Origin of the sequence: Thermus brockianus (assembly GCF_021462505.1) — a bacterium.
Classification (GTDB): Bacteria; Deinococcota; Deinococci; order Deinococcales; family Thermaceae; genus Thermus; species Thermus hydrothermalis.
This window is the reverse complement of sequence record NZ_JAKEDV010000003.1, coordinates 178,630-195,263: the sequence shown is the minus strand read 5'-3', so window position 1 is coordinate 195,263 and position 16,634 is coordinate 178,630. Positions and strand designations below refer to the sequence as shown.

General features: G+C 67.3%; 18 protein-coding genes. 5 read left to right on the top strand and 13 right to left on the bottom strand.

Translation table 11 applies throughout. The annotated features are described in order from the left end of the window. Nucleotides 1-105 precede the first annotated feature (105 nt). The gene (thyX, locus tag LXN00_RS05060) at nt 106-909 is read left to right on the top strand and encodes an FAD-dependent thymidylate synthase (protein WP_234505693.1); all 804 of its coding nucleotides are present in this window, start codon (nt 106-108) and stop codon (nt 907-909) included. Here thyX and ligA read toward each other — a convergent pair. Continuing rightward, nucleotides 906-2,930, bottom strand: coding sequence for an NAD-dependent DNA ligase LigA (gene ligA, locus LXN00_RS05055; RefSeq protein WP_234505689.1), 2,025 nt, complete (start codon nt 2,928-2,930; stop codon nt 906-908). The genes thyX and ligA overlap by 4 nt on opposite strands. Nucleotides 2,931-2,987: 57 nt before the next feature. Here ligA and LXN00_RS05050 point away from each other — a divergent pair, with 57 nt between their 5' ends. Together LXN00_RS05050 and LXN00_RS05045 are read left to right on the top strand one after the other, a co-directional pair. Beyond that, the gene (locus LXN00_RS05050; RefSeq protein ID WP_234505687.1) at nt 2,988-4,112 is read left to right on the top strand and encodes a BMP family lipoprotein; all 1,125 of its coding nucleotides are present in this window, start codon (nt 2,988-2,990) and stop codon (nt 4,110-4,112) included. Nucleotides 4,113-4,165: 53 nt separating this feature from the next. Next, a complete protein-coding gene (locus LXN00_RS05045) occupies nt 4,166-5,656 on the top strand; it encodes an ABC transporter ATP-binding protein (RefSeq protein ID WP_234505683.1) in 1,491 nt (496 codons plus the stop codon). Here the strand turns inward: LXN00_RS05045 and LXN00_RS05040 are convergent. The 5 genes from LXN00_RS05040 to LXN00_RS05020 are packed head-to-tail and all read right to left on the bottom strand — an operon-like array spanning nt 5,653 to nt 9,803. Continuing rightward, on the bottom strand, nt 5,653-6,573 hold the full coding sequence (locus LXN00_RS05040) for a hypothetical protein (RefSeq protein ID WP_234505681.1): 921 nt from the start codon (nt 6,571-6,573) through the stop codon (nt 5,653-5,655). The two genes, LXN00_RS05045 and LXN00_RS05040, sit on opposite strands and share 4 nt — an antisense overlap. Next, on the bottom strand, nt 6,573-7,430 hold the full coding sequence (locus tag LXN00_RS05035; RefSeq protein ID WP_234505678.1) for an LptA/OstA family protein: 858 nt from the start codon (nt 7,428-7,430) through the stop codon (nt 6,573-6,575). The genes LXN00_RS05040 and LXN00_RS05035 overlap by 1 nt, the downstream gene beginning before the upstream one ends. Beyond that, the gene (locus LXN00_RS05030; RefSeq protein WP_234505675.1) at nt 7,427-7,981 is read right to left on the bottom strand and encodes a hypothetical protein; all 555 of its coding nucleotides are present in this window, start codon (nt 7,979-7,981) and stop codon (nt 7,427-7,429) included. Before LXN00_RS05030 ends, LXN00_RS05035 begins: the two co-directional genes overlap by 4 nt. Nucleotides 7,982-8,027: 46 nt before the next feature. Further along, entirely contained in the window at nt 8,028-9,050 is a 1,023-nt protein-coding gene (locus LXN00_RS05025) for a lipid II:glycine glycyltransferase FemX (RefSeq protein WP_234505671.1), read from the bottom strand. Between the two features lie 3 nt (nt 9,051-9,053). Further along, nucleotides 9,054-9,803 carry a response regulator gene (locus LXN00_RS05020; protein ID WP_234505668.1) on the bottom strand — a complete coding sequence of 250 codons (750 nt, stop codon included), beginning with the start codon at nt 9,801-9,803 and terminating at the stop codon, nt 9,054-9,056. 50 nt (nt 9,804-9,853) lie between these two features. Between LXN00_RS05020 and pheA the strand changes: the two genes are divergently transcribed. Further along, nucleotides 9,854-10,675: a prephenate dehydratase gene (gene pheA, locus LXN00_RS05015; protein ID WP_234505665.1), complete on the top strand. Its 822-nt coding sequence runs from the start codon at nt 9,854-9,856 to the stop codon at nt 10,673-10,675. Here the strand turns inward: pheA and LXN00_RS05010 are convergent. Then, the gene (locus tag LXN00_RS05010) at nt 10,672-11,304 is read right to left on the bottom strand and encodes a CBS and ACT domain-containing protein (protein ID WP_234505663.1); all 633 of its coding nucleotides are present in this window, start codon (nt 11,302-11,304) and stop codon (nt 10,672-10,674) included. The two genes, pheA and LXN00_RS05010, sit on opposite strands and share 4 nt — an antisense overlap. A gap of 85 nt (nt 11,305-11,389) precedes the next feature. Continuing rightward, entirely contained in the window at nt 11,390-11,827 is a 438-nt protein-coding gene (locus tag LXN00_RS05005) for a hypothetical protein (protein WP_234505660.1), read from the bottom strand. A 99-nt stretch (nt 11,828-11,926) separates the two neighbouring features. On the opposite strand from LXN00_RS05005, the gene LXN00_RS05000 reads away from it, so the two are divergent. Next, nucleotides 11,927-12,418, top strand: a complete 492-nt coding sequence (locus LXN00_RS05000) for an OmpH family outer membrane protein (RefSeq protein ID WP_234505657.1) — start codon at nt 11,927-11,929, stop codon at nt 12,416-12,418. 27 nt (nt 12,419-12,445) lie between these two features. Here LXN00_RS05000 and LXN00_RS04995 read toward each other — a convergent pair whose 3' ends face one another. Genes LXN00_RS04995 through tdh form a run of 5 tightly spaced genes read right to left on the bottom strand, consistent with a single transcriptional unit; the run spans nt 12,446 to nt 16,624 of the window. Then, on the bottom strand, nt 12,446-12,844 hold the full coding sequence (locus LXN00_RS04995) for a DUF4258 domain-containing protein (RefSeq protein ID WP_039456264.1): 399 nt from the start codon (nt 12,842-12,844) through the stop codon (nt 12,446-12,448). Nucleotides 12,845-12,897: 53 nt separating this feature from the next. Beyond that, complete coding sequence (locus tag LXN00_RS04990) at nt 12,898-13,512, bottom strand: ComF family protein (RefSeq protein ID WP_234505653.1); 615 nt, start codon at nt 13,510-13,512, stop codon at nt 12,898-12,900. Further along, nucleotides 13,493-14,485 carry an S-methyl-5-thioribose-1-phosphate isomerase gene (mtnA, locus tag LXN00_RS04985; RefSeq protein WP_234505651.1) on the bottom strand — a complete coding sequence of 331 codons (993 nt, stop codon included), beginning with the start codon at nt 14,483-14,485 and terminating at the stop codon, nt 13,493-13,495. Before mtnA ends, LXN00_RS04990 begins: the two co-directional genes overlap by 20 nt. A gap of 9 nt (nt 14,486-14,494) precedes the next feature. After that, the gene (locus tag LXN00_RS04980) at nt 14,495-15,553 is read right to left on the bottom strand and encodes a PQQ-dependent sugar dehydrogenase (protein WP_234505648.1); all 1,059 of its coding nucleotides are present in this window, start codon (nt 15,551-15,553) and stop codon (nt 14,495-14,497) included. A gap of 39 nt (nt 15,554-15,592) precedes the next feature. Next, nucleotides 15,593-16,624 (bottom strand): L-threonine 3-dehydrogenase, encoded by a 1,032-nt coding sequence (gene tdh, locus LXN00_RS04975; RefSeq protein WP_234505645.1) that lies wholly within the window; start codon nt 16,622-16,624, stop codon nt 15,593-15,595. Nucleotides 16,625-16,634 lie beyond the last annotated feature (10 nt).

The following is a 16,634-nucleotide window of genomic DNA, read 5'->3' as shown; positions in this document are numbered from 1 at the left end:
GGCCTCGGTAGCGCCCGTGCTTCCTTATTGAAGGCGAAAGGGGTCCTTGCCCGCATAGGCTCAGGGTAGACCGGAAAGGCCCACGGGGCAAGTAGACTTTAGGGCATGGAGCTAGGACACGCGATTCCCGTCCTGGACAAGGGCTTCGTGCGCCTGGTGGACGTGATGGGGGATGACGCCGCCATCGTCCAGGCGGCCCGGGTTTCCTACGGGGAGGGGACCAAGACGGTGCGGGAGGACGCCGCCCTCATTGACTACCTCATGCGCCACCGCCACACGAGCCCCTTTGAGATGGTGGAGTTCAAGTTCCACGTCAAGGCCCCCCTCTTCGTGGCGCGCCAATGGTTCCGCCACCGCACGGCGAGCGTGAACGAGGTTTCCGGGCGCTACTCCGTCCTTAAAGACGAGTTTTACGAGCCTAGGGCCTTCCGCCGCCAGGCCAAGCGGAACAAGCAGGGCTCGGAAGGCGAGCTCGCCGACGAGGAAGCTTTGTCCCTCCTCCTGGAGTCGGAAAGGGAGGCCTACCGGGCCTACGAGAAGCTCTTGGAAAAGGGGGTGGCCCGGGAGATGGCCCGCATGGTCCTCCCCCTAAACCTCTACACGGAGTTCTACTGGAAGCAGGACCTCCACAACCTCTTCCACTTCCTCAAGCTCCGCCTGGCCCCCGAGGCCCAGTGGGAGATCAGGGAGTACGCCAAGGCCATCGCCGAGATCGTCAAGGCCCGGGTGCCCCTGGCGTGGGCCTCCTTTGAGGAGCACGTCCTATACGGGGCCAACCTTTCCCGCACCGAGCTTGCCGCCCTACGGGGGCTTCTCACCCCGGAGCTTTACGAGAAGGCCCTCAGCGCCCTAGGGCTTTCCGGCTCCCGGCTCAAGGAGGCCCTGGAGAAGCTCTTTGGCCCCAGCTAGGCCAAAAGGGCCTCGGGCGCCTTCCCCGTCTTCTCGGCGATGAGGCCCCACAAGGCCTCCTCGGTGAGGATGGGCACGCCCAAGGCGCGGGCTTTCTCCAGCTTGCTCCCGGGGTTTTCCCCCACCACCAGGTAGCTCGTCTTCCGGCTCACCGAGTCCGTGACCTTGGCGCCAAGGCGCCGCAAGAGGGCCTTCACCTCCTCCCGGGGGCGGGAAAGCTCCCCGGTGAGGACAAAGGTAAGCCCTTTTAGCGCCTCTCCCCCCCGTTCCTTGGCCTCCATCTCCACCCCCGCCTCCTTCAGGCGGCGCACCAGGTCACGGAAGGCGGGGTCCCGAAGGGTTTCCCAAATCCCCCGGGCGGTGAGCTCCCCCACCTCCTCCACCTCCAAAAGCTCCTCCAGGGAGGCCTCGAGGAGGCGGTCCATGGTGCCGAAGCGGGCCGCCAGGTTGCGGGCCAGGACCTCCCCCACCCCGGGAAGCCCTAGGGCATAGAGGAGGCGCTCTAGGCCCCGGTGCTTGCTCTCCTCTATCTGGCGGAGGAGGTTATGGGCGCTTTTCTCCCCCATGCGCTCCAGGCCCAAGAGGTCCTCCTTCCTCAGGCGGTAAAGGTCGGCCACGTCCCGGATAAGCCCCTTTTCCAAAAGCTTTTCAATGAGCTTCTCCCCCAGGCCCTGGATGTCCATGGCCTTGCGGGAGGCGTAGTGGCGGATGGCCTCAAAGCGCTTGGCGGGGCACAAGGGGTTGGGACAGCGGTGGACCTTGCCCTCCTTCACCAAGCGGTGGCCGCACTCCGGGCAGCGTTCCGGCCAGACAATGGGCCTTTCCGCCCCGGTGCGCTTCTCCTTTAGGACCCTTAGGACCTCGGGGATCACCCCCCCCGCCTTGTGGACCAGGACCCAGTCCCCGATGCGGATGTCCAACTCCTCTATGTAGCTTTCGTTGTGCAGGGTGACGCGGGACACCTCGCTCCCCTCCAGAAAGACGGGCTCGAGGAGGCCCACCGGGGTCACCCGTCCCGTGCGCCCCACCTGGAAGACCACGTCCAAGAGCCGGGTTTCCTTCTCCTCCGCCGGGAACTTGTAGGCGATGGCGTAACGGGGGGCGCGGGCGGTGTAGCCCAGCTCCCGCCAAAGGGCAAGCTCGTCCAGCTTCACCACCACCCCGTCCGCCTCAAAGGGGAGGGTGCGCCTCTTTTTGAGCCAGTCCTGGTAGACCTGCTCCACCCCCTCGGCCCCAGTGGCCCGGGCGAAGCCGTGCTCCACCGGAAAGCCCTTCTCCTTAAGCCAAAGGAGGAGGTCGTACTGGGTCTTCACGCCGCTTTCCTCCAGGCCAAGCCCCAGGGCGTAAAAGGTGGCCCTCAGGCCCCGCTTGGCGGTGATGCGGGGGTCTTTTTGCCTTAAGGAGCCGGCGGCGGCGTTTCTCGGGTTCTTGAACACCTTCTCCCCCGCCTCCTCCAGCTCCTCGTTGAGGCGGAGGAAGGCCTCTATGGGCATGTAGACCTCCCCCCGCACCTCCAGGCGCTCCGGCACCCCCTGGAGCCTGCGGGGAATGGTGGGGATGGTGAGGAGGTTCTGCGTCACCTCCTCCCCCACCTCCCCATCCCCCCGGGTGGCCCCCCAGACCAGGACCCCTTCCTCGTAGTAGAGGTTCACGGAAAGCCCGTCCACCTTGTGCTCCACGGTGTAAACAAAAGGCCCCTTACGGCCTAAGGCGCGCTCTATCCGCTCCTCAAAGGCTTTCAGCTCTTCATGGTTGAAGGCGTTGTCCAGGGAGTACATGCGGCTTGGGTGGCGGACGGGGCGGAAGGTGGCCTCGAGGGGCCTCGCCCCCACCTGCTCCGTGGGGGAGTCGGGGCTTTTGAGCTCGGGGAAGCGCTCCTCCAGGTCTTTAAGTTCCCGAAGAAGCCGGTCGTACTCGGCGTCGGAGATCTCCGGGTCGTTGAGGACGTAGTACCGGTAGTTGTGGTAGCGGATGAGGTCCCTAAGCTCGTTGATCCGCCTTCTCGCCTCCTCCAGGGTCATGCCTTGAGTTTACCGCCGGGTATAATAGCCCCTGGCGAATAGCCGCAGGAGGTGAGCATGAAACGTGTACTGGCGCTTATTGGGGTTCTAGCCCTGGGCCTAAGCCTGGCCCAGGTGCGGGTGGGCATCGCCTTTGACGCCGGCGGCAAGTTTGACCGCTCCTTCAACCAGTCCGCCTGGGAAGGGGCGCAGAAGGCGGCCAAGGACTTCGGGGTAAAGCTCTTTGACTTTGAGCCCGCCGACCCCTCCCAGGTGGGGCAGGGCATCCGCACCTTCGCCGAGGAGGGCTTTGACCTGGTGATCGGCGTGGGCTTCGCCAACGAGCCCGCCATCACCGCCACGGCCAAGGAGTTCCCCAAGGTGAAGTTCGCCGTGATTGACGCCGTGCCCGGGGAAGGGAAGCTCGCCAACGCCGTGGGGCTCGTGTTCCGCGAGCACGAGGGCAGCTTCCTGGTGGGCTACATCGCCGGCAAGATGAGCCGCACCGGGGTGGTGGGCTTCATCGGCGGCATGGACATCCCCCTCATCCACAAGTTTGAGGCGGGCTTCCGCGCCGGGGCGGAGTACGCCTTCAAGGAGGACAAGATCCAGGGCAAGGTCCTGGTGGGCTACGTGGGGAACACCCCCGCCGCCTGGAACGACCCCGCCAAGGCCAAGGAGATCGCCGCCGCCCAGGTGCGCCAGGGCGCCGACATCATCTACGCCGCCGCGGGTGGTTCGGGCCTCGGGCTCATTGACTACGTGAAGCAGACCAAGTGCCTCAAGGAGGGCGGCAACATCCGCTTCGTGCGCAAGGCGGACCCCTACGCCAAGGTGGCCAAGTACGCCGACTACACCAAGGCCTGCGGCACCGACGGCACCAAGGCCACGCCCCTCTTCTTCATCGGCGTGGACGCCAACCAGAACTACCTGGGCGACACGGACAACAACCCCGCCACCCTCAACCACGGCCTCACCTCCATGATGAAGCGGGTGGACGTGGCCACCTACGAGGTCATCAAGAGCGTGGTGCAGAAGACCTTCAAGGGCGGGGTGCGGGAGTTCGGCCTGAGCAACAACGGGGTGGGCTACGCCCTGGACGAGTACAACAAGGCCCTGATCCCGGCGAGCGTGGTGAGCAAGCTGGAGGTGCTCAAGCAGCAGATCATCAAGGGCCAGCTCAAGGTGCCGGAAACCCGCTAAGGCGGGCCGTGCGAAAAGCCGGGGCTTGCCCCGGCTTTTTGTATACTCCTCCCGTGAAGAAGGCCCTGGTCCTTAAGGACATCACCAAGCGCTTCCCCCTGGTCCTCGCCAACGACCACATCTCCTTGGACCTGGAGTGGGGCGAGGTTTTGGCCCTGGTGGGGGAAAACGGGGCGGGAAAGTCCACCCTCATGAAGATCGTCTACGGCCTCCAGCTCCCGGACGAGGGGGAGATGTGGGTGGACGGCAAGCCCTACCGGCCGAGAAGCCCCCTGGACGCCATCGCCGCCGGCATCGGCATGGTGCACCAGCACTTCATGCTGGTGGAGCCGTTTACGGTGCTGGAGAACCTGGTCCTGGGCCTGGAGCCCGGAAGCCCCCTTTACCTGGACCTCGAGGCGGCAAGGAAGCGCGCCCAAGGCCTCATGGAGGAGCTCGGCTTCCAGGTTCCCTTGGACGAGCGCATTGAAAACCTCCCCGTGGGCCTGCAGCAACGGGTGGAGATCCTCAAGGCCCTTTACCGCGAGGCCAAAATCCTCATCCTGGACGAGCCCACCGCCGTCCTTACCCCCCAGGAGGCGGAGGAGCTTTTCCGCTTCCTCAGGGCCTACGTGGCCCAGGGCAACGCCGCCATCTTCATCAGCCACAAGCTCAAGGAGGTGCTGGCCGTTTCCGACCGGGTCACGGTGATCCGGGACGGGAAGGTGGTGGGCACGGTGCACACCGCGGAAACCTCCCTGGAGGCCCTCGCCCGGATGATGGTGGGGAGGGAGGTGGTCTTGAGGGTGCAAAAGGGCCCGGCCAGACCCGGCGAGGTGGTCTTGGAGCTGGATAACTTCGCCGCCCCGCCCCGGCTCAAGGGGGTGAGCTTCCAGGTGCGGGCGGGGGAGATCGTGGGCATCGCCGGGGTGGAGGGGAACGGCCAGACCGAACTCGTGGAAGCCCTCACCGGCCTCCGCCGCCACCAGGGGGTGGCCCGCTACCTGGGGAAGCCCCTTCCTTCCCTAGCCCGGGCGGTGCGGGAGCTCGGGGTGAGCCACGTCCCCGAGGACCGGCACGCCCGGGGCCTGGTGTTGGACTTCTCCGTGCGGGAAAACGCCATCCTAGGCGACCAGCACAGGCCCCCCTTCCGGGGCTTCCTGGGCTTTCTGGACGGCGAGGCGGTGGAGGCCCACGCCAAGGCCCTGGTGGAGGGGTTTGACGTGCGGCCCCGGTCCACGGAGCTTTCCGCCAGGCGCTTCTCCGGGGGGAACCAGCAGAAGATCGTGGTGGGGAGGGAGCTGCTAAGGAAGCCCCGCCTCCTCGTCGCCGCCCAGCCCACCCGGGGGGTGGACGTGGGGGCCATTGAGTTCATCCACCAGCGCCTCATAGAGGCCCGGGACCAGGGGATGGCGGTGCTCCTCGTTTCCGCCGACCTCTCCGAGGTGCTAAACCTCGCCGACCGGATCCTCGTCATGTACGAGGGGAGGATTGTGGGGGAGCTCTCCCCGGAGGAGGCCACGGAGGAGCGGCTTGGCCTCCTCATGGCGGGCGTTCCCGCCTAGTCCTTAAACTCCCCCGCCACCCTCCCCAAGACCACCACCTCGCCCTTCTCCAGGGCGTAGCGCACCCTCTCCCCCCGTACAAAGCCCTTCTCGTCCCGGCTTTCCACGTTCCCGAAGAGGTAGGCGAAGCCCTCCTTCTCCCGCACCAAGGCCCTGTCCGCCTTGGTGGTGCGCCCGCCTTGGGCGAACTCCACCCCATAAAGCCAAAGCGCCTCCTCGTCCAGGAGGTAGCGGAGGCTTTCCGCCTTGCCCGAAAGGGGCTTTTCCCCTTCCCGCTTGATCTCCAGGGGGCCTTCCAAAAGGGCCTCTCCGGTGTCGTTCTTGTAGCGAAGCCTTCTCCCCTTCACCCGGGTGGCGCCTTCCTCCACGTAGACCTCCCCGGGGGCGGGGTTCACCTCGAGGCGCCCCTCCTCCTCCAGGTACCGGGCGCCCCCCCCGGAGAGGAAAAGGGTTTCCTCGCTCCCCCGCTCCACCACGGCCAAAGGCCCCGTGGCCCGCACCGCTTCCCCCAGGCGCACCTCCACCCCCCTGGGGTCAAAGAGGACGAGGCGGAGGTACCTTTCCCCTTTTCCCTCCCCCGCCCGGCGCAGGCGCAGGAGGTGGGGAAGCCCCTCCTTCGTGTAATCGGGGTTGTAGGCGGCCTCCACCCGGTCCCCTACCTTAAGCCCCTCGTCCACGGCGCTTCCCCCGTCGCGGAAGAAGGCCCGCCCCGCCACCGCCACCTGGGCCTCGCCCAAGGCCTCCAACACCCCCACCATTAGGTCCCCGTAGTCGGCGTAGAAGAGGCTATCCTCCTCCCCGCTCACCCAGGCCACCACCTTCTTGTCCTTGCGGACGAGCTCCACCTCGGGGCGGAAGGCCTCCTGGGCCAGGGCGAGAAGGAGGAAGAGGGCGAGGCCCAGGAGGAAAGGGCGCATCACTTCTCCCCGAGCTTTTTAAACTCCTCGGTGGGCAGGCGGAAGGTCCGGCCATAGACCCGCACCTGGTGGCGGTTCACGTTGTGGAGGAGGGTGCTTCCGGAAAGCTTGAAGCCTTCCTTCTTGTTCTCGCTCAAAGCCGGCTTCCCCAAGACGATGGCCTCCCCGGTGGTGTCGTCGTAGTAGAGGCTATCCCCCACCGTGACCAGGTCCCCGTCCACCAGGCGCACCCCCCCCGTGGCGATGAGGCGCTTGGAGCCGGTGAGGCTCCGCACCTCCTTGGCCCGGATGACCAGGTCCCCGTCCTTGCGCTTGCGGACGAGGACCACCTCCTTGGGGTCCGTGAAGACGGCGAGGCCCTTTTCCTCCTCATAGTAGACGAAGCCGGCCCGCCCTTCCTGGTTGCCGCTTCTGAGGAGGGCGTTTTCGCTGGTGGAGGTGTCCGTGTCCACCTGGAAGGTCATGCGGCTCGCCTCCACCTCCACGGGGTCCTCCCCGGGCTTGGGCTCCTGGCGCATGCGGGCGGGCCCCAAGAGCTCCCCCTCCCCCGTCTTCTCCCGGTAGACCAATACGGGCCCCCGGGCCTCCACCCGGCCCCGGCGCACCACCACGCCCCCTTCAAACCGGGCCTCCCTTTCCCCTTCCGCCTCCTGCATGGTCTTGCCCTTGGGAGCGGTGAGGGTGGCCTTGGGGGCCTGGATCTGGAGGTCCTTGACCCGCCCTTTCACCTCCCCCTCAAAGGTCCAGGGGCCATAGCGCAGGTCCCCGGAGAGCCTGCCGCCTTCCACCTGAATGACCCGCACGCCCGAAGCCGCTAGGGCCAAACCGAGAAGGGCCAACGCCGCCATTTTTCTCATGAGCTACCTCCTTTTACGGTGCAGGGACCAAAGCTTCCCCCTGCGGGGAAGGAAAACCTTGGGTTTTGCGCCTCGAGGCGCTCCAAGGCGAAGTCCGAGCGGAAGGCCTCCGCCTCGCCCCTGAGGTTCGGGGCCTCTATCCGCACCCAGGGGGCGAAGAAGCCTTCCTTCTGCCGGATGAGGACCTCCCCCTTGCCCGGGGCGGAAAGGGCCAGGCGGTAGCAACCCCTTAGGATCTCCACCTCGGCGTAGGGGGCGCGCAGGTTGTCCCCAGGCTCCACCACCACCTCGGGCGCTTTCAGCCTGAGGTCCAGACGCCCCCCCACGTACCGCTCCCCAAAAAGCCCCCCCCGGATGCGGAACACCCCGCCCTCCTCCACCATCTCCTCCGCCTGGAAGCGCCACTTCACCCCTTCCTCCTCGGGGAAGAGCCAGAGCTCCACCCCCTGAAGGCGCACCCCTGGGGCCGGGGAAGGCCCGGAAGGCCCGGGGCGAACCCAAAGGAAGAGGAGGAAGAGGACCAGGGCGAGGGGGAGGAGGTACCGCACCACGCCCCTCACCCTAACGAAAAGCCTTTGAGAAGGATGACAAGGCCCTTTACCCCAGGACATCCCGCGGGTTCCCCCGCACCTTGAGGTTCACCCAGGTCTTGCGCAGGCGGAGGAGGGCCTTCAAGGGGCGGTAGAGGGGGGAGAGGGGCAGGGTGTAGGCGGGAAACTGCACCCTCTTCCCGCCAAAGCCTTCCTTGAAGCGCCAGATCCCCTCGGCGTGGCTCCCTTCAGGGGTCCGGGGGACGCCCCAAAGGTCGTAGATGCGGTAGCCCCGGGCGATGCCGTGGCGGATGGCCATCAGGTGCATCCCCATGGGGGCTTTGGCCTCGGGATGGTGGCGGCTACTCCCCCCATAGAGGTAGTCCACCTTCCCCGCAAACCCCACGAAAAGCCCCGCCGCCAAGGGCTCGCCCTCCTTGGCGGCCAGGGCGAGGAAGGCCTCCCCCAAGGGCTGGTTCATCTCCCTTAGTACCGCCCGGTAGTACGCTTCCGAATGTTGCAGAAGCTTCGCCCGCCGGTTCGTTTCCTCAAAAAGGCGGAAGAACTCGGGGAAAGCCTCCTCCCCCGCCACGAAAAGCTCGGTGCGCTTCTGCGCCAGGCGGGCGTTGCGGCGGTGCATCTCCTTCATGCCCTTGAGCAAGGCCTCTTCCCCCTGGGTGAGGTCCAGCCAAAGGGAGTACCCGGGCTGGATGGGCTCTTCCGGCAAGAGACCAGAAAAGGCGGGAGGCGTCTCCTCCGCCAAAAGGCCCGCCTCCGGCTCCAGGACCAGGTGGGTGCCCCTCACCCCTTGGGCCAGGGCCCGGGCCACCTGGGGGAGGTCGGCGAGGCGCCACAGGGCCGGGCCCCGGGGGGCGTAGGCCAGGCGAAGCCCCCCGGGAAGGCGTTTCAGGAGGACCTGGGCCGCCCCCAAAAGCCTATCCCCCTCGTACACGGCGAAGCGCTTGGGCTCCCAGCCGGAAAGCCGCTTCACCTCCCCCCAGCCAAAGGACTGGAGGGCGCTCGTGATGGGGAAGCCGGAAACCAACCGGTTCCAGGCCTCGGGTTCGTGAACCTCCGCTAGCTCGGCCATCCCCTAAGCGTAAAGGGTTTCCGCCAGTTCCTCCAGGAGGCCATCCCCCTCCAGGGGGAGGCGCCCCGCCCTCAGGTACTCCTGGAGAAGCGGGGCGAAACGAGGGTCCCCCGCCCGGGCGGCCCGCTCCTTCAGGGAAAGGAGGGGCCAGCCGTAGGCCAGGTGGCCCAGGATATCGTAAAGGTCGTACTCCCCCGGCACCAGGCGGCGCAAAAGGGCCTCGGTCCAGCCCTTGGCCACCAGGTTGGCGAGGAGGGCGCGGCGGCTTTGCGCCTTGCGCCAAAGGAGGCGGAAGCGCTCCTCCTCGGGCAGGGCCTGCCGAAGCCTCTCCCCCACCTCCTCCAAGGTGCCTACCCGCTCGCCCCCGGGGAGGAGGTAACCCTCCCGGGAGAGGAGGCTTTCCACCGCCTGCTTGAGCCGGCGCCCGCTGATGGGCTTTTCCAGGAAAAGGTCGGCCCCCAAAGCCCGGCTTGGCCCCTCCAGCTCCCCTCCCCCTCCGGTGAACATGATGACGGGCACCCGGCTCAGGCGGCGCACGGCCCGGATGCGGCCCAACAGGGTAAGGCCGTCCATGTCCGGCATCATGATGTCCAGGAGGATGAGGTCAGGGGTTTCCTTCCGCAGGAACTCCAAGGCGTCCTTGGCTGAGGCGGCCAAGACTACCTCGTGGCCCGAGCCGGAAAGGACCACCTCGAGGAGGTGACGGATGCGGGGGTCATCGTCCACCACGAGAAGCCGCGCCACGAAGGCCATGCTACGCCAGCCCTTTTTCCCCTGTCCAGGGTGCCTGTACCATGGAGGGCATGAGGATCGCCTTCCAGGGCACCGAAGGGGCGTACAGCGAGGAAGCCCTCCTCAAGACCTTCCCCGGCGCCACCCCCGTGGGCTTCCCCACCTTTCACCAGGTCTTTGAGGCGGTGGAGGCGGGGGAAGTGGAGCTCGGCGTGGTGCCCGTGGAAAACACCACCGCCGGCAGCATCAACCAGACCTACGACCTCCTCCTGGAAAGCGACCTCCACGTGGTGGGGGAGATCGTCCACCGGGTGGAGCACTGCCTTCTCGCCCCTAAGGGCACCGAGCTGAAAGACCTTAAAGCGGTGAAAAGCCACCCCCAGGCCCTGGCCCAGTGCGACGGCTTCCTGGCCCGGCTCCGCCTCACCCCCATCCCCGTCTACGACACCGCAGGGGCGGCCAGGGCCCTGGCGGAAAGCCCCGAGCCCGGGGTGGGGGCCATCGCCTCGAGGCGGGCGGCGGAGCTCTATGGCCTCACCGTCCTGGCGGAAAACATTGAGGACTACTCCCACAACTACACCCGCTTCTTCGTCATCGGCCGCGAGGAGGCGCAAAAGGGGGAAGGCCCCCACAAGACGAGCATCGTCTTCGCCGTGCGCCACCGCCCCGGGGGGCTTTTGGAGGCCTTGCAGGTCTTCGCTGAGGCCGGGGTGAACCTCACCAAGCTGGAGTCCCGGCCCCGGCGGGACAAGCCCTTTAGCTACCTCTTCTACCTGGACCTGGAAGGCCACCTGGAAGACCCTGGGCCCGCCCAGGCCCTTTTGGGTCTCCTCCGCCGGGCGGCCTTCCTAAAGGTCCTGGGCTCCTACCCCGCCTACAGGAACGGCGCCTAGCCCGGGCGGACGTCCACCACCTTTTCCCCGGCGGCCTGGAGCCGCTTGGGCACCCCTTCCACGTCCTCCCCCACCACCCGCATCACCAGGCGCTGGTAGCCCTGGAGGTGGGCAGCGGTGGCGATGGAAACGATGTTGGCCGGGGGCACCGCCTGGGCCATCTGGGCAAGCGCCCCGGGAACATCGGGGATGTCCACGGTGATGCGGAGGCCCCCAAGCTTCAGGCCCAAGACCTCAATGAAGGCCCGGAGCACGTCGGTCACGGTGATGATGCCCACGAGCCCATCTCCCTCCATCACCGGCAGGCCCCCGATCTTCCGCTCCTCCATGAGGAGGGCCGCCTTCTCCAAAGGCTCGTCCGCCCCCACGGTGACCACGGGCTTGGCCATCACCTCCTCCACGGTGAGCTTGGAGAGGAGGTAGTTCATCTCCCACACCGAGAGGGTGGTGGCCTTGGAGGGCATGGCGTCCTTGAGGTCCTTGTCCGTCACCAAGCCCACGAGCTTCCCGTCCTTCACCACGGGCAGGCGCCGGAAGCCCTTTTGCTTCAGCAGGTTGATGGCCTCCAATACGGGGGTGTCGGGGCTTACCGTGAGGGGGTCCTTGGTCATCCAGTCCCGGACCAGCATCTTTAACCTCCTTTCATCTCCAGATTAGCCTAGGGTCAAAGGAAAAATGTCCCCGCCCATTAGGCGGGGAGAATAGCGTGTGGCTTTACCTCAGGGTCGCCCCAAGCACCGCACGGCTATGGCTGCTGCCACCTCCGAAGGGGTAAAAGTACTCCCCGTCCAGGAAAATGCCTGTCCTGGGGTCTAGCAGCAACTCAACCCCCAAGGAAAGGTGAAGGCCAAGGTCGCTATTCTGGGCGAACCGCCCGGCAAGGCCCCCACCAAAGTAGGGCCTAATCCCCCGGAGGTCCCGGTCCAACTCGCCCAGATCCGGCTTAAAAAGGAGCTCGCCGCCCACCAGGAAAGTCGGCCCGCCAGGAAAGAGGTCCACGAAGCCCCGGAAGGCCAGGTTCCGCTCCAAGGGGGCCTCGAGGCCGAACCCGAGCCCCGCAGGGGGCAAGGAGAGCCGGAAGGAAACCGCCCGCTGGGCAAAGGCCAAGGAACCCAACACCAGCAATAGCACCAACCCTAAAGCTTTGCGCATACCTCTCACCTCCAAGGAGTATCCTACCCCCCACCCCCTCAAGGGGAAAGGGAGCCTTCTCTCACCTTGGCCTAACCGGAAGGAGATAGGCTTTACCCCATGAAACGGCTTCCCCTAACGGCCCTTTTCCTGGCCCTCGGCGCCCTCCTTACCCCCATGCTGGCCCAGAACAAGAACGTGGCCACCCGCATCGGCTTCGTGGACGCAGACGCCCTGGTCCAGGCCCATCCCGACTACAAGAAGGTCCAGGACGTGCAGTCCCAGGCCAAGAAGGAGCTTTCCCCCCTCGAGGAGAAGCTCAAGCCCCTGGACCAGAAGGTGCGCTCCGGGCAGGCCTCGGCCAAGGAGCGCCAGGACTACGACGCCCTCCTCAAGACCTACCAGGACACCCTTAAGAAGTGGCAGGACCGGCAGAACCAGGTCCTGAAGCCCATCCTCGAGGACGTGGACGCCGCCATCGCCAAGGTGGCCAAGGCCCAGGGCTTCGCCGTGGTCATGAGCCGGCAGGTGGCGGCCCAGTCTGGCCTGGTGGTCTACGCCGACGAGGACACGGACCTCACCCAGGCGGTGATCCGGGAACTCAAGCGCTAAAGCCTAGGCCCCTTGCCCCGCCTGGGCCTACTCCCAGGCGGGGTAAGCCTCTTTGGGCAGGCTCCAGCGCACCTCCTCCAAGGCCCCATCAAAGCGGAGGATGGCGGCGAGGCGTTTCCTGGAGTACACCCGGTAGGGCTCCTTCGGGATAAAGGCGGTGACGATGTCCACGTGCCGCGGCTTGGCGTACTCCAGAACCACGTGCAAGGGAAGGCGCAGGCGGGGCGGGAAGACCATGTAGCCCAAAACCAGCATCCGCTGGTCCTCGGGGTAGATGCAAAGCTCCCTGCCCCATTCCAGGGCCCTGAGGATGTCCAGCTCGGTGAACCCCTCCTGGAGCATGTGCTTGGCCACGTGGGGACCCAAGCGGTAGCGCCCTTCCCTAAGGTGGGGGAGGAGGTCCGGAAGGCGGCGAAGCTTCTTCACGTCCACCCCCTTTCTCCCCAGTCTAGGGCTTTCGGTCCAAAAAAGTGTGGCCCTTACCGGTAGGGCCCCAAGGCCGCTGGGTCCCGCACCGCCAGGAAGGCCCCGTAGACCCTCTCCGCCCCCGCCTGGAAAAGGGCCTCCTTGGCCCGGAGGAAAGTGGCCCCGCTCGTGAGGACGTCGTCCACCAAAAGCCAGGCCCCCTCCACCCGAACCCTGGGCGCGAAGAGGCCTGGGGGCAGCTGGGTCCTTCCCCGCCCCCGGGTGGGCTGGCCCGGGGCGTAGCGCACCCGCGCGAGGACCCGCCGGTAGGGAAGGCGGAGGAGGCGGGCGAGTTCCCTGGCCAAAAGCTCGGGCGGGTTATACCCCTTCCGGAGAAGCCGGGTCAGGAGGGTGGGCACCGCCGTCACCCCCGAAAGCGCCCAGCCCTGGGCCAGGATGCCTTCCGCCAAGGGGCGGGCAAGGAGGGGGGCTAGGCCAGACCGGCCCCCGTACTTCAGGGCTCGGGCGAGCCCCCCCACCCGGCCGTAGAGCCCCAGGTAGACGCTCTCCCCCTGGACCCAGGCCCGAAGCCCCTCCCGGCAGGCGGCGCAGAGGAGAGGCTCGTCCAGCCTGCCGCCGCAACCCGGGCAGGTGTGGCCCAAAAGGGCTTCAAGAAAGGCCCAGGGCATGGCGAAGGGCCTCGTCAAAGGGCGGGTAGAGCACGCCCTTTTCCGTGACGATCCCCGTGAGGTAGCGGTGGGGGGTGATGTCAAAGGCGGGGTGGTAGGCGGGAAAGCCCTCGGGGGCGAGGCGCACCCCCTTGAGCGCCAACACCTCCTCCGGGGAGCGCTCCTCAATGGGGATGCCCTCCCCGCTCGCCAGGGTGGGGTCCACGGAGGAAAGGGGCAGGGCGGCGTAGAAGGGGATCCCGTGGTGGTGGGCCAGCACCGCCAGGGTGTAGGTGCCGATCTTGTTGGCGAAGTCCCCGTTTAAGGCCATGCGGTCCACCCCCACGATGACAGCGTCCACCAAGCCCCGTTGCATGAGGAAGCCCACCATGTTGTCGGCGATGAGGGTGGCGGGAACCCCGGCCTTCATGAGCTCAAAGGCGGTGAGCCGGGCCCCTTGCAGGTAGGGCCTGGTTTCGTCCACCCACACGTGGCTGACCCGCCCCTGGCGGTGGGCCTCGAGGATCGCCCCCAGGGCCGTGCCGTACCCCCCGGTGGCCAGGGGCCCCGTGTTGCAGTGGGTGAGGACCTGGCCCCTTAGGACCTTGGCCCCGTGCTGGCCAATGGCCCTCTCCGTCTCCTCCACCTCCCGCCAGAGGGCCTTGGCCTCCCTTAGGCTCCCCTCCAGGTCCCCCCAGTGGGGCCGCAGGCGGTCCAGGGCGTGGAAGAGGTTCACCGCCGTGGGGCGGCTTTGGCGGAGGAGGGCGTCCGCCTCCTTTGGGTCTTCCCCCCGAAGGTGGGCGAGGACCATGCCGAAGGCCGCCGAAACCCCGATGGCGGGGGCTCCCCGCACCACCATGGCCCGGATGGCCTCCGCCATCTCCCTTGCGGTGCGCACGGGCACCCAGACCTCCTCGAGGGGAAGCCGCCTCTGGTCCAAAAGCCAGAAGACCCCTTCCCCCTCGTCAAAACGGAAAGGCAAAAGACGCTCCACGCCCTAAGCCTAAAGGAGGCGGAGGACCTTGTCGTCCCCCGGGCGCACCCGGCCCCGGCCGTCCCGGTTGGAGGTGGTGACGTAAAGGGCCCCATCGGGCCCCACCTGCACCTCCCGCAGGCGGCCGAAGCCGGAAAGGGCCGTTTCCACCCCCGCCACCCGCCAAGCCCCCTTGCCCCCCGCAAGGGCGAGGCGCAAAAGGGCCTCCCCCCGAAGCCCCGCCAAATAGAGCGCCCCCCGCCAAAAGGCCAGGTTTCCCGGGGGGAAGCCCTGGGGGAAGAAGTGGAGGGGGTCCTGGTAGCGGGCGTCTCCCAGGCGGCCCACCCCCCTGGGCCAGCCGTAGTTGCCCCCGGGGAGGATGAGGTTCACCTCGTCGTGGCCGAAGCCTTGCTCCCCGCTCGGGCCGTGCTCGCTGGAGAAGAGCTCCCCCGTTTCCGGGTGCCAGGCGAGGCCCTGGGGATTGCGGTGGCCCAGGCTATAGATCTCGGGCCGGGCCCCCCGCCTCCCCCAAAAGGGGTTCCCCGGGGCGGGCTCGCCCTCCGGGGTGATCCGCAGGATCTTGCCCCCCAAGGAGGCCAGGTCCTGGGCCATCTCCCGCTCGTACACCTCCCCGGTGGTCACGTAGAGCATCCCATCGGGGCCGAAGGCGATGCGCCCGCCCGAGTGGAGGCCGTGGGAACGGGCGGGGATGCCGTCCAAGATGACCCGATCCAAAACCCCCCTATCCCCCTCGTGCCGGAGGCGCACCACCTGGTTGCGAAGCCCTCCCTCCTCCACCGTGCGGTAGGCGTAGACGTAGGGCGCCTGGGGAAAGCGGGGGTGGAGGGCGAGGCCCAAAAGCCCCGACTCCCCCCGGTGGTACACGGGAAGCTCGGCGTACAGGCCCACCCTCCCTCCCCGCACCAGCCGGATTCGCCCCGGCCGCTCGGAGACCAGGAACCCCCCTCCGGGCAAAAAGGCGAGGGCCCAGGGGACCTCCAACCCCTCCGCCACCACCTCCACCCGAAGACCCTGCCCCCGGGCCAGGGCCAAGGCGGCAAGGGCCGCTAGGAAACGCCTCCTCGTCATCCTCTTCCCCCTTTCGGGAAGAGGCTACCCTAGGAAGGACTACGCCTTCGGGTCCAAGATTACCTTCACCCCTTGGCCCGAGGCCAAAAGCTGGAAGGCCTCCCGGTAGCGGCTCAGGGGCAGGCGGTGGGTGATGAGGGGGGTGAGGTCCACCCGGCCCGAGTAGACCAAGGCTGTCCCCTGCATCCAGGTCTGCCAAAGCCGCCTGCCGGCGATGCCGTAGGCGGTAATCCCCCGCATGACGAGCTCCCCCGCCAGGTCAAAGCGGATGGGGTCGGAGGGGATGCCGAGGATCCGGGCCTCGCCCCCCGGGATGAGGGCCTTTAGGCCCTGGTGGATGGCGCTTTCGTTGCCGGAAAACTCCAAGAGGACCTCCACCCCGCTTCCCGTCACCTGCCGGACCACCACCAAGAGGTCCTCCTCCAAGGGGTTGATGAGCCGGTCGGCGTAGGGCTTGGCGAAGGCCAGGCGGTAGGGGTTGGGGTCGGAGACCAAAATGGGCCCCGCCCCGCTCGCCCGGGCCACCATGGCCGCCATGAGGCCGATGGGGCCAGCCCCGGTGATGAGGACGCTCTTGCCCGAAACCCCGCTCCCGGCGTACACCGTGTGCACGGCGTTGCCGAAAGGCTCCAGGATGGCCCCCACCGCAAAGGGGAGGTCTTTGGGGTTGACCCAGGCGTTTTCCGCCGGCACCACCACGTACTCGGCGAACCCCCCGTCCCGGTCCACCCCCAGGATCTCTGTGTTCAGGCAGACGTGGTAGTTGCCCGTGCGGCAGGCGGGGCAGGCGTGGCAGACGATGTGGCTTTCCACGCTCACGTGGTCCCCCACCTGGGGGCGCTTGACCCCGGGACCCACCCGCTCCACCACCCCGCTGAACTCGTGCCCGGTGATGAGGGGAGGGCGGACCCTGCCCCGGGACCAGGCGTCCCACTTCCAGATGTGGAGGTCGGTGCCGCAGATGCTCGCCGCCTCCACCCGCACCAGGATCTCCCCAGGCCCCGGCTCGGGCACGGGGCGTTCCACCAGGGTTAGGCCCTCCTCGGGGGTCAGCTTGGCCAAAGCGCGCATACCGGGGCCA

Bases quoted from the DNA above. Each gene is read 5' to 3' on its own strand.
- LXN00_RS05020 (WP_234505668.1), bottom strand. From the start codon at position 9,803: ATGGCCTTCGTGGCGCGGCTTCTCGTGGTGGACGATGACCCCCGCATC.
- LXN00_RS05040 (WP_234505681.1), bottom strand. From the start codon at position 6,573: ATGCGCCCTTTCCTCCTGGGCCTCGCCCTCTTCCTCCTTCTCGCCCTG.
- LXN00_RS05025 (WP_234505671.1), bottom strand. From the start codon at position 9,050: ATGGCCGAGCTAGCGGAGGTTCACGAACCCGAGGCCTGGAACCGGTTG.
- ligA (WP_234505689.1), bottom strand. From the start codon at position 2,930: ATGACCCTGGAGGAGGCGAGAAGGCGGATCAACGAGCTTAGGGACCTC.
- tdh (WP_234505645.1), bottom strand. From the start codon at position 16,624: ATGCGCGCTTTGGCCAAGCTGACCCCCGAGGAGGGCCTAACCCTGGTG.
- LXN00_RS05035 (WP_234505678.1), bottom strand. From the start codon at position 7,430: ATGAGAAAAATGGCGGCGTTGGCCCTTCTCGGTTTGGCCCTAGCGGCT.
- LXN00_RS05010 (WP_234505663.1), bottom strand. From the start codon at position 11,304: ATGCTGGTCCGGGACTGGATGACCAAGGACCCCCTCACGGTAAGCCCC.
- LXN00_RS05005 (WP_234505660.1), bottom strand. From the start codon at position 11,827: ATGCGCAAAGCTTTAGGGTTGGTGCTATTGCTGGTGTTGGGTTCCTTG.
- LXN00_RS04980 (WP_234505648.1), bottom strand. From the start codon at position 15,553: ATGACGAGGAGGCGTTTCCTAGCGGCCCTTGCCGCCTTGGCCCTGGCC.
- LXN00_RS05000 (WP_234505657.1), top strand. From the start codon at position 11,927: ATGAAACGGCTTCCCCTAACGGCCCTTTTCCTGGCCCTCGGCGCCCTC.
- LXN00_RS04990 (WP_234505653.1), bottom strand. From the start codon at position 13,512: ATGCCCTGGGCCTTTCTTGAAGCCCTTTTGGGCCACACCTGCCCGGGT.
- thyX (WP_234505693.1), top strand. From the start codon at position 106: ATGGAGCTAGGACACGCGATTCCCGTCCTGGACAAGGGCTTCGTGCGC.
- LXN00_RS05050 (WP_234505687.1), top strand. From the start codon at position 2,988: ATGAAACGTGTACTGGCGCTTATTGGGGTTCTAGCCCTGGGCCTAAGC.
- pheA (WP_234505665.1), top strand. From the start codon at position 9,854: ATGAGGATCGCCTTCCAGGGCACCGAAGGGGCGTACAGCGAGGAAGCC.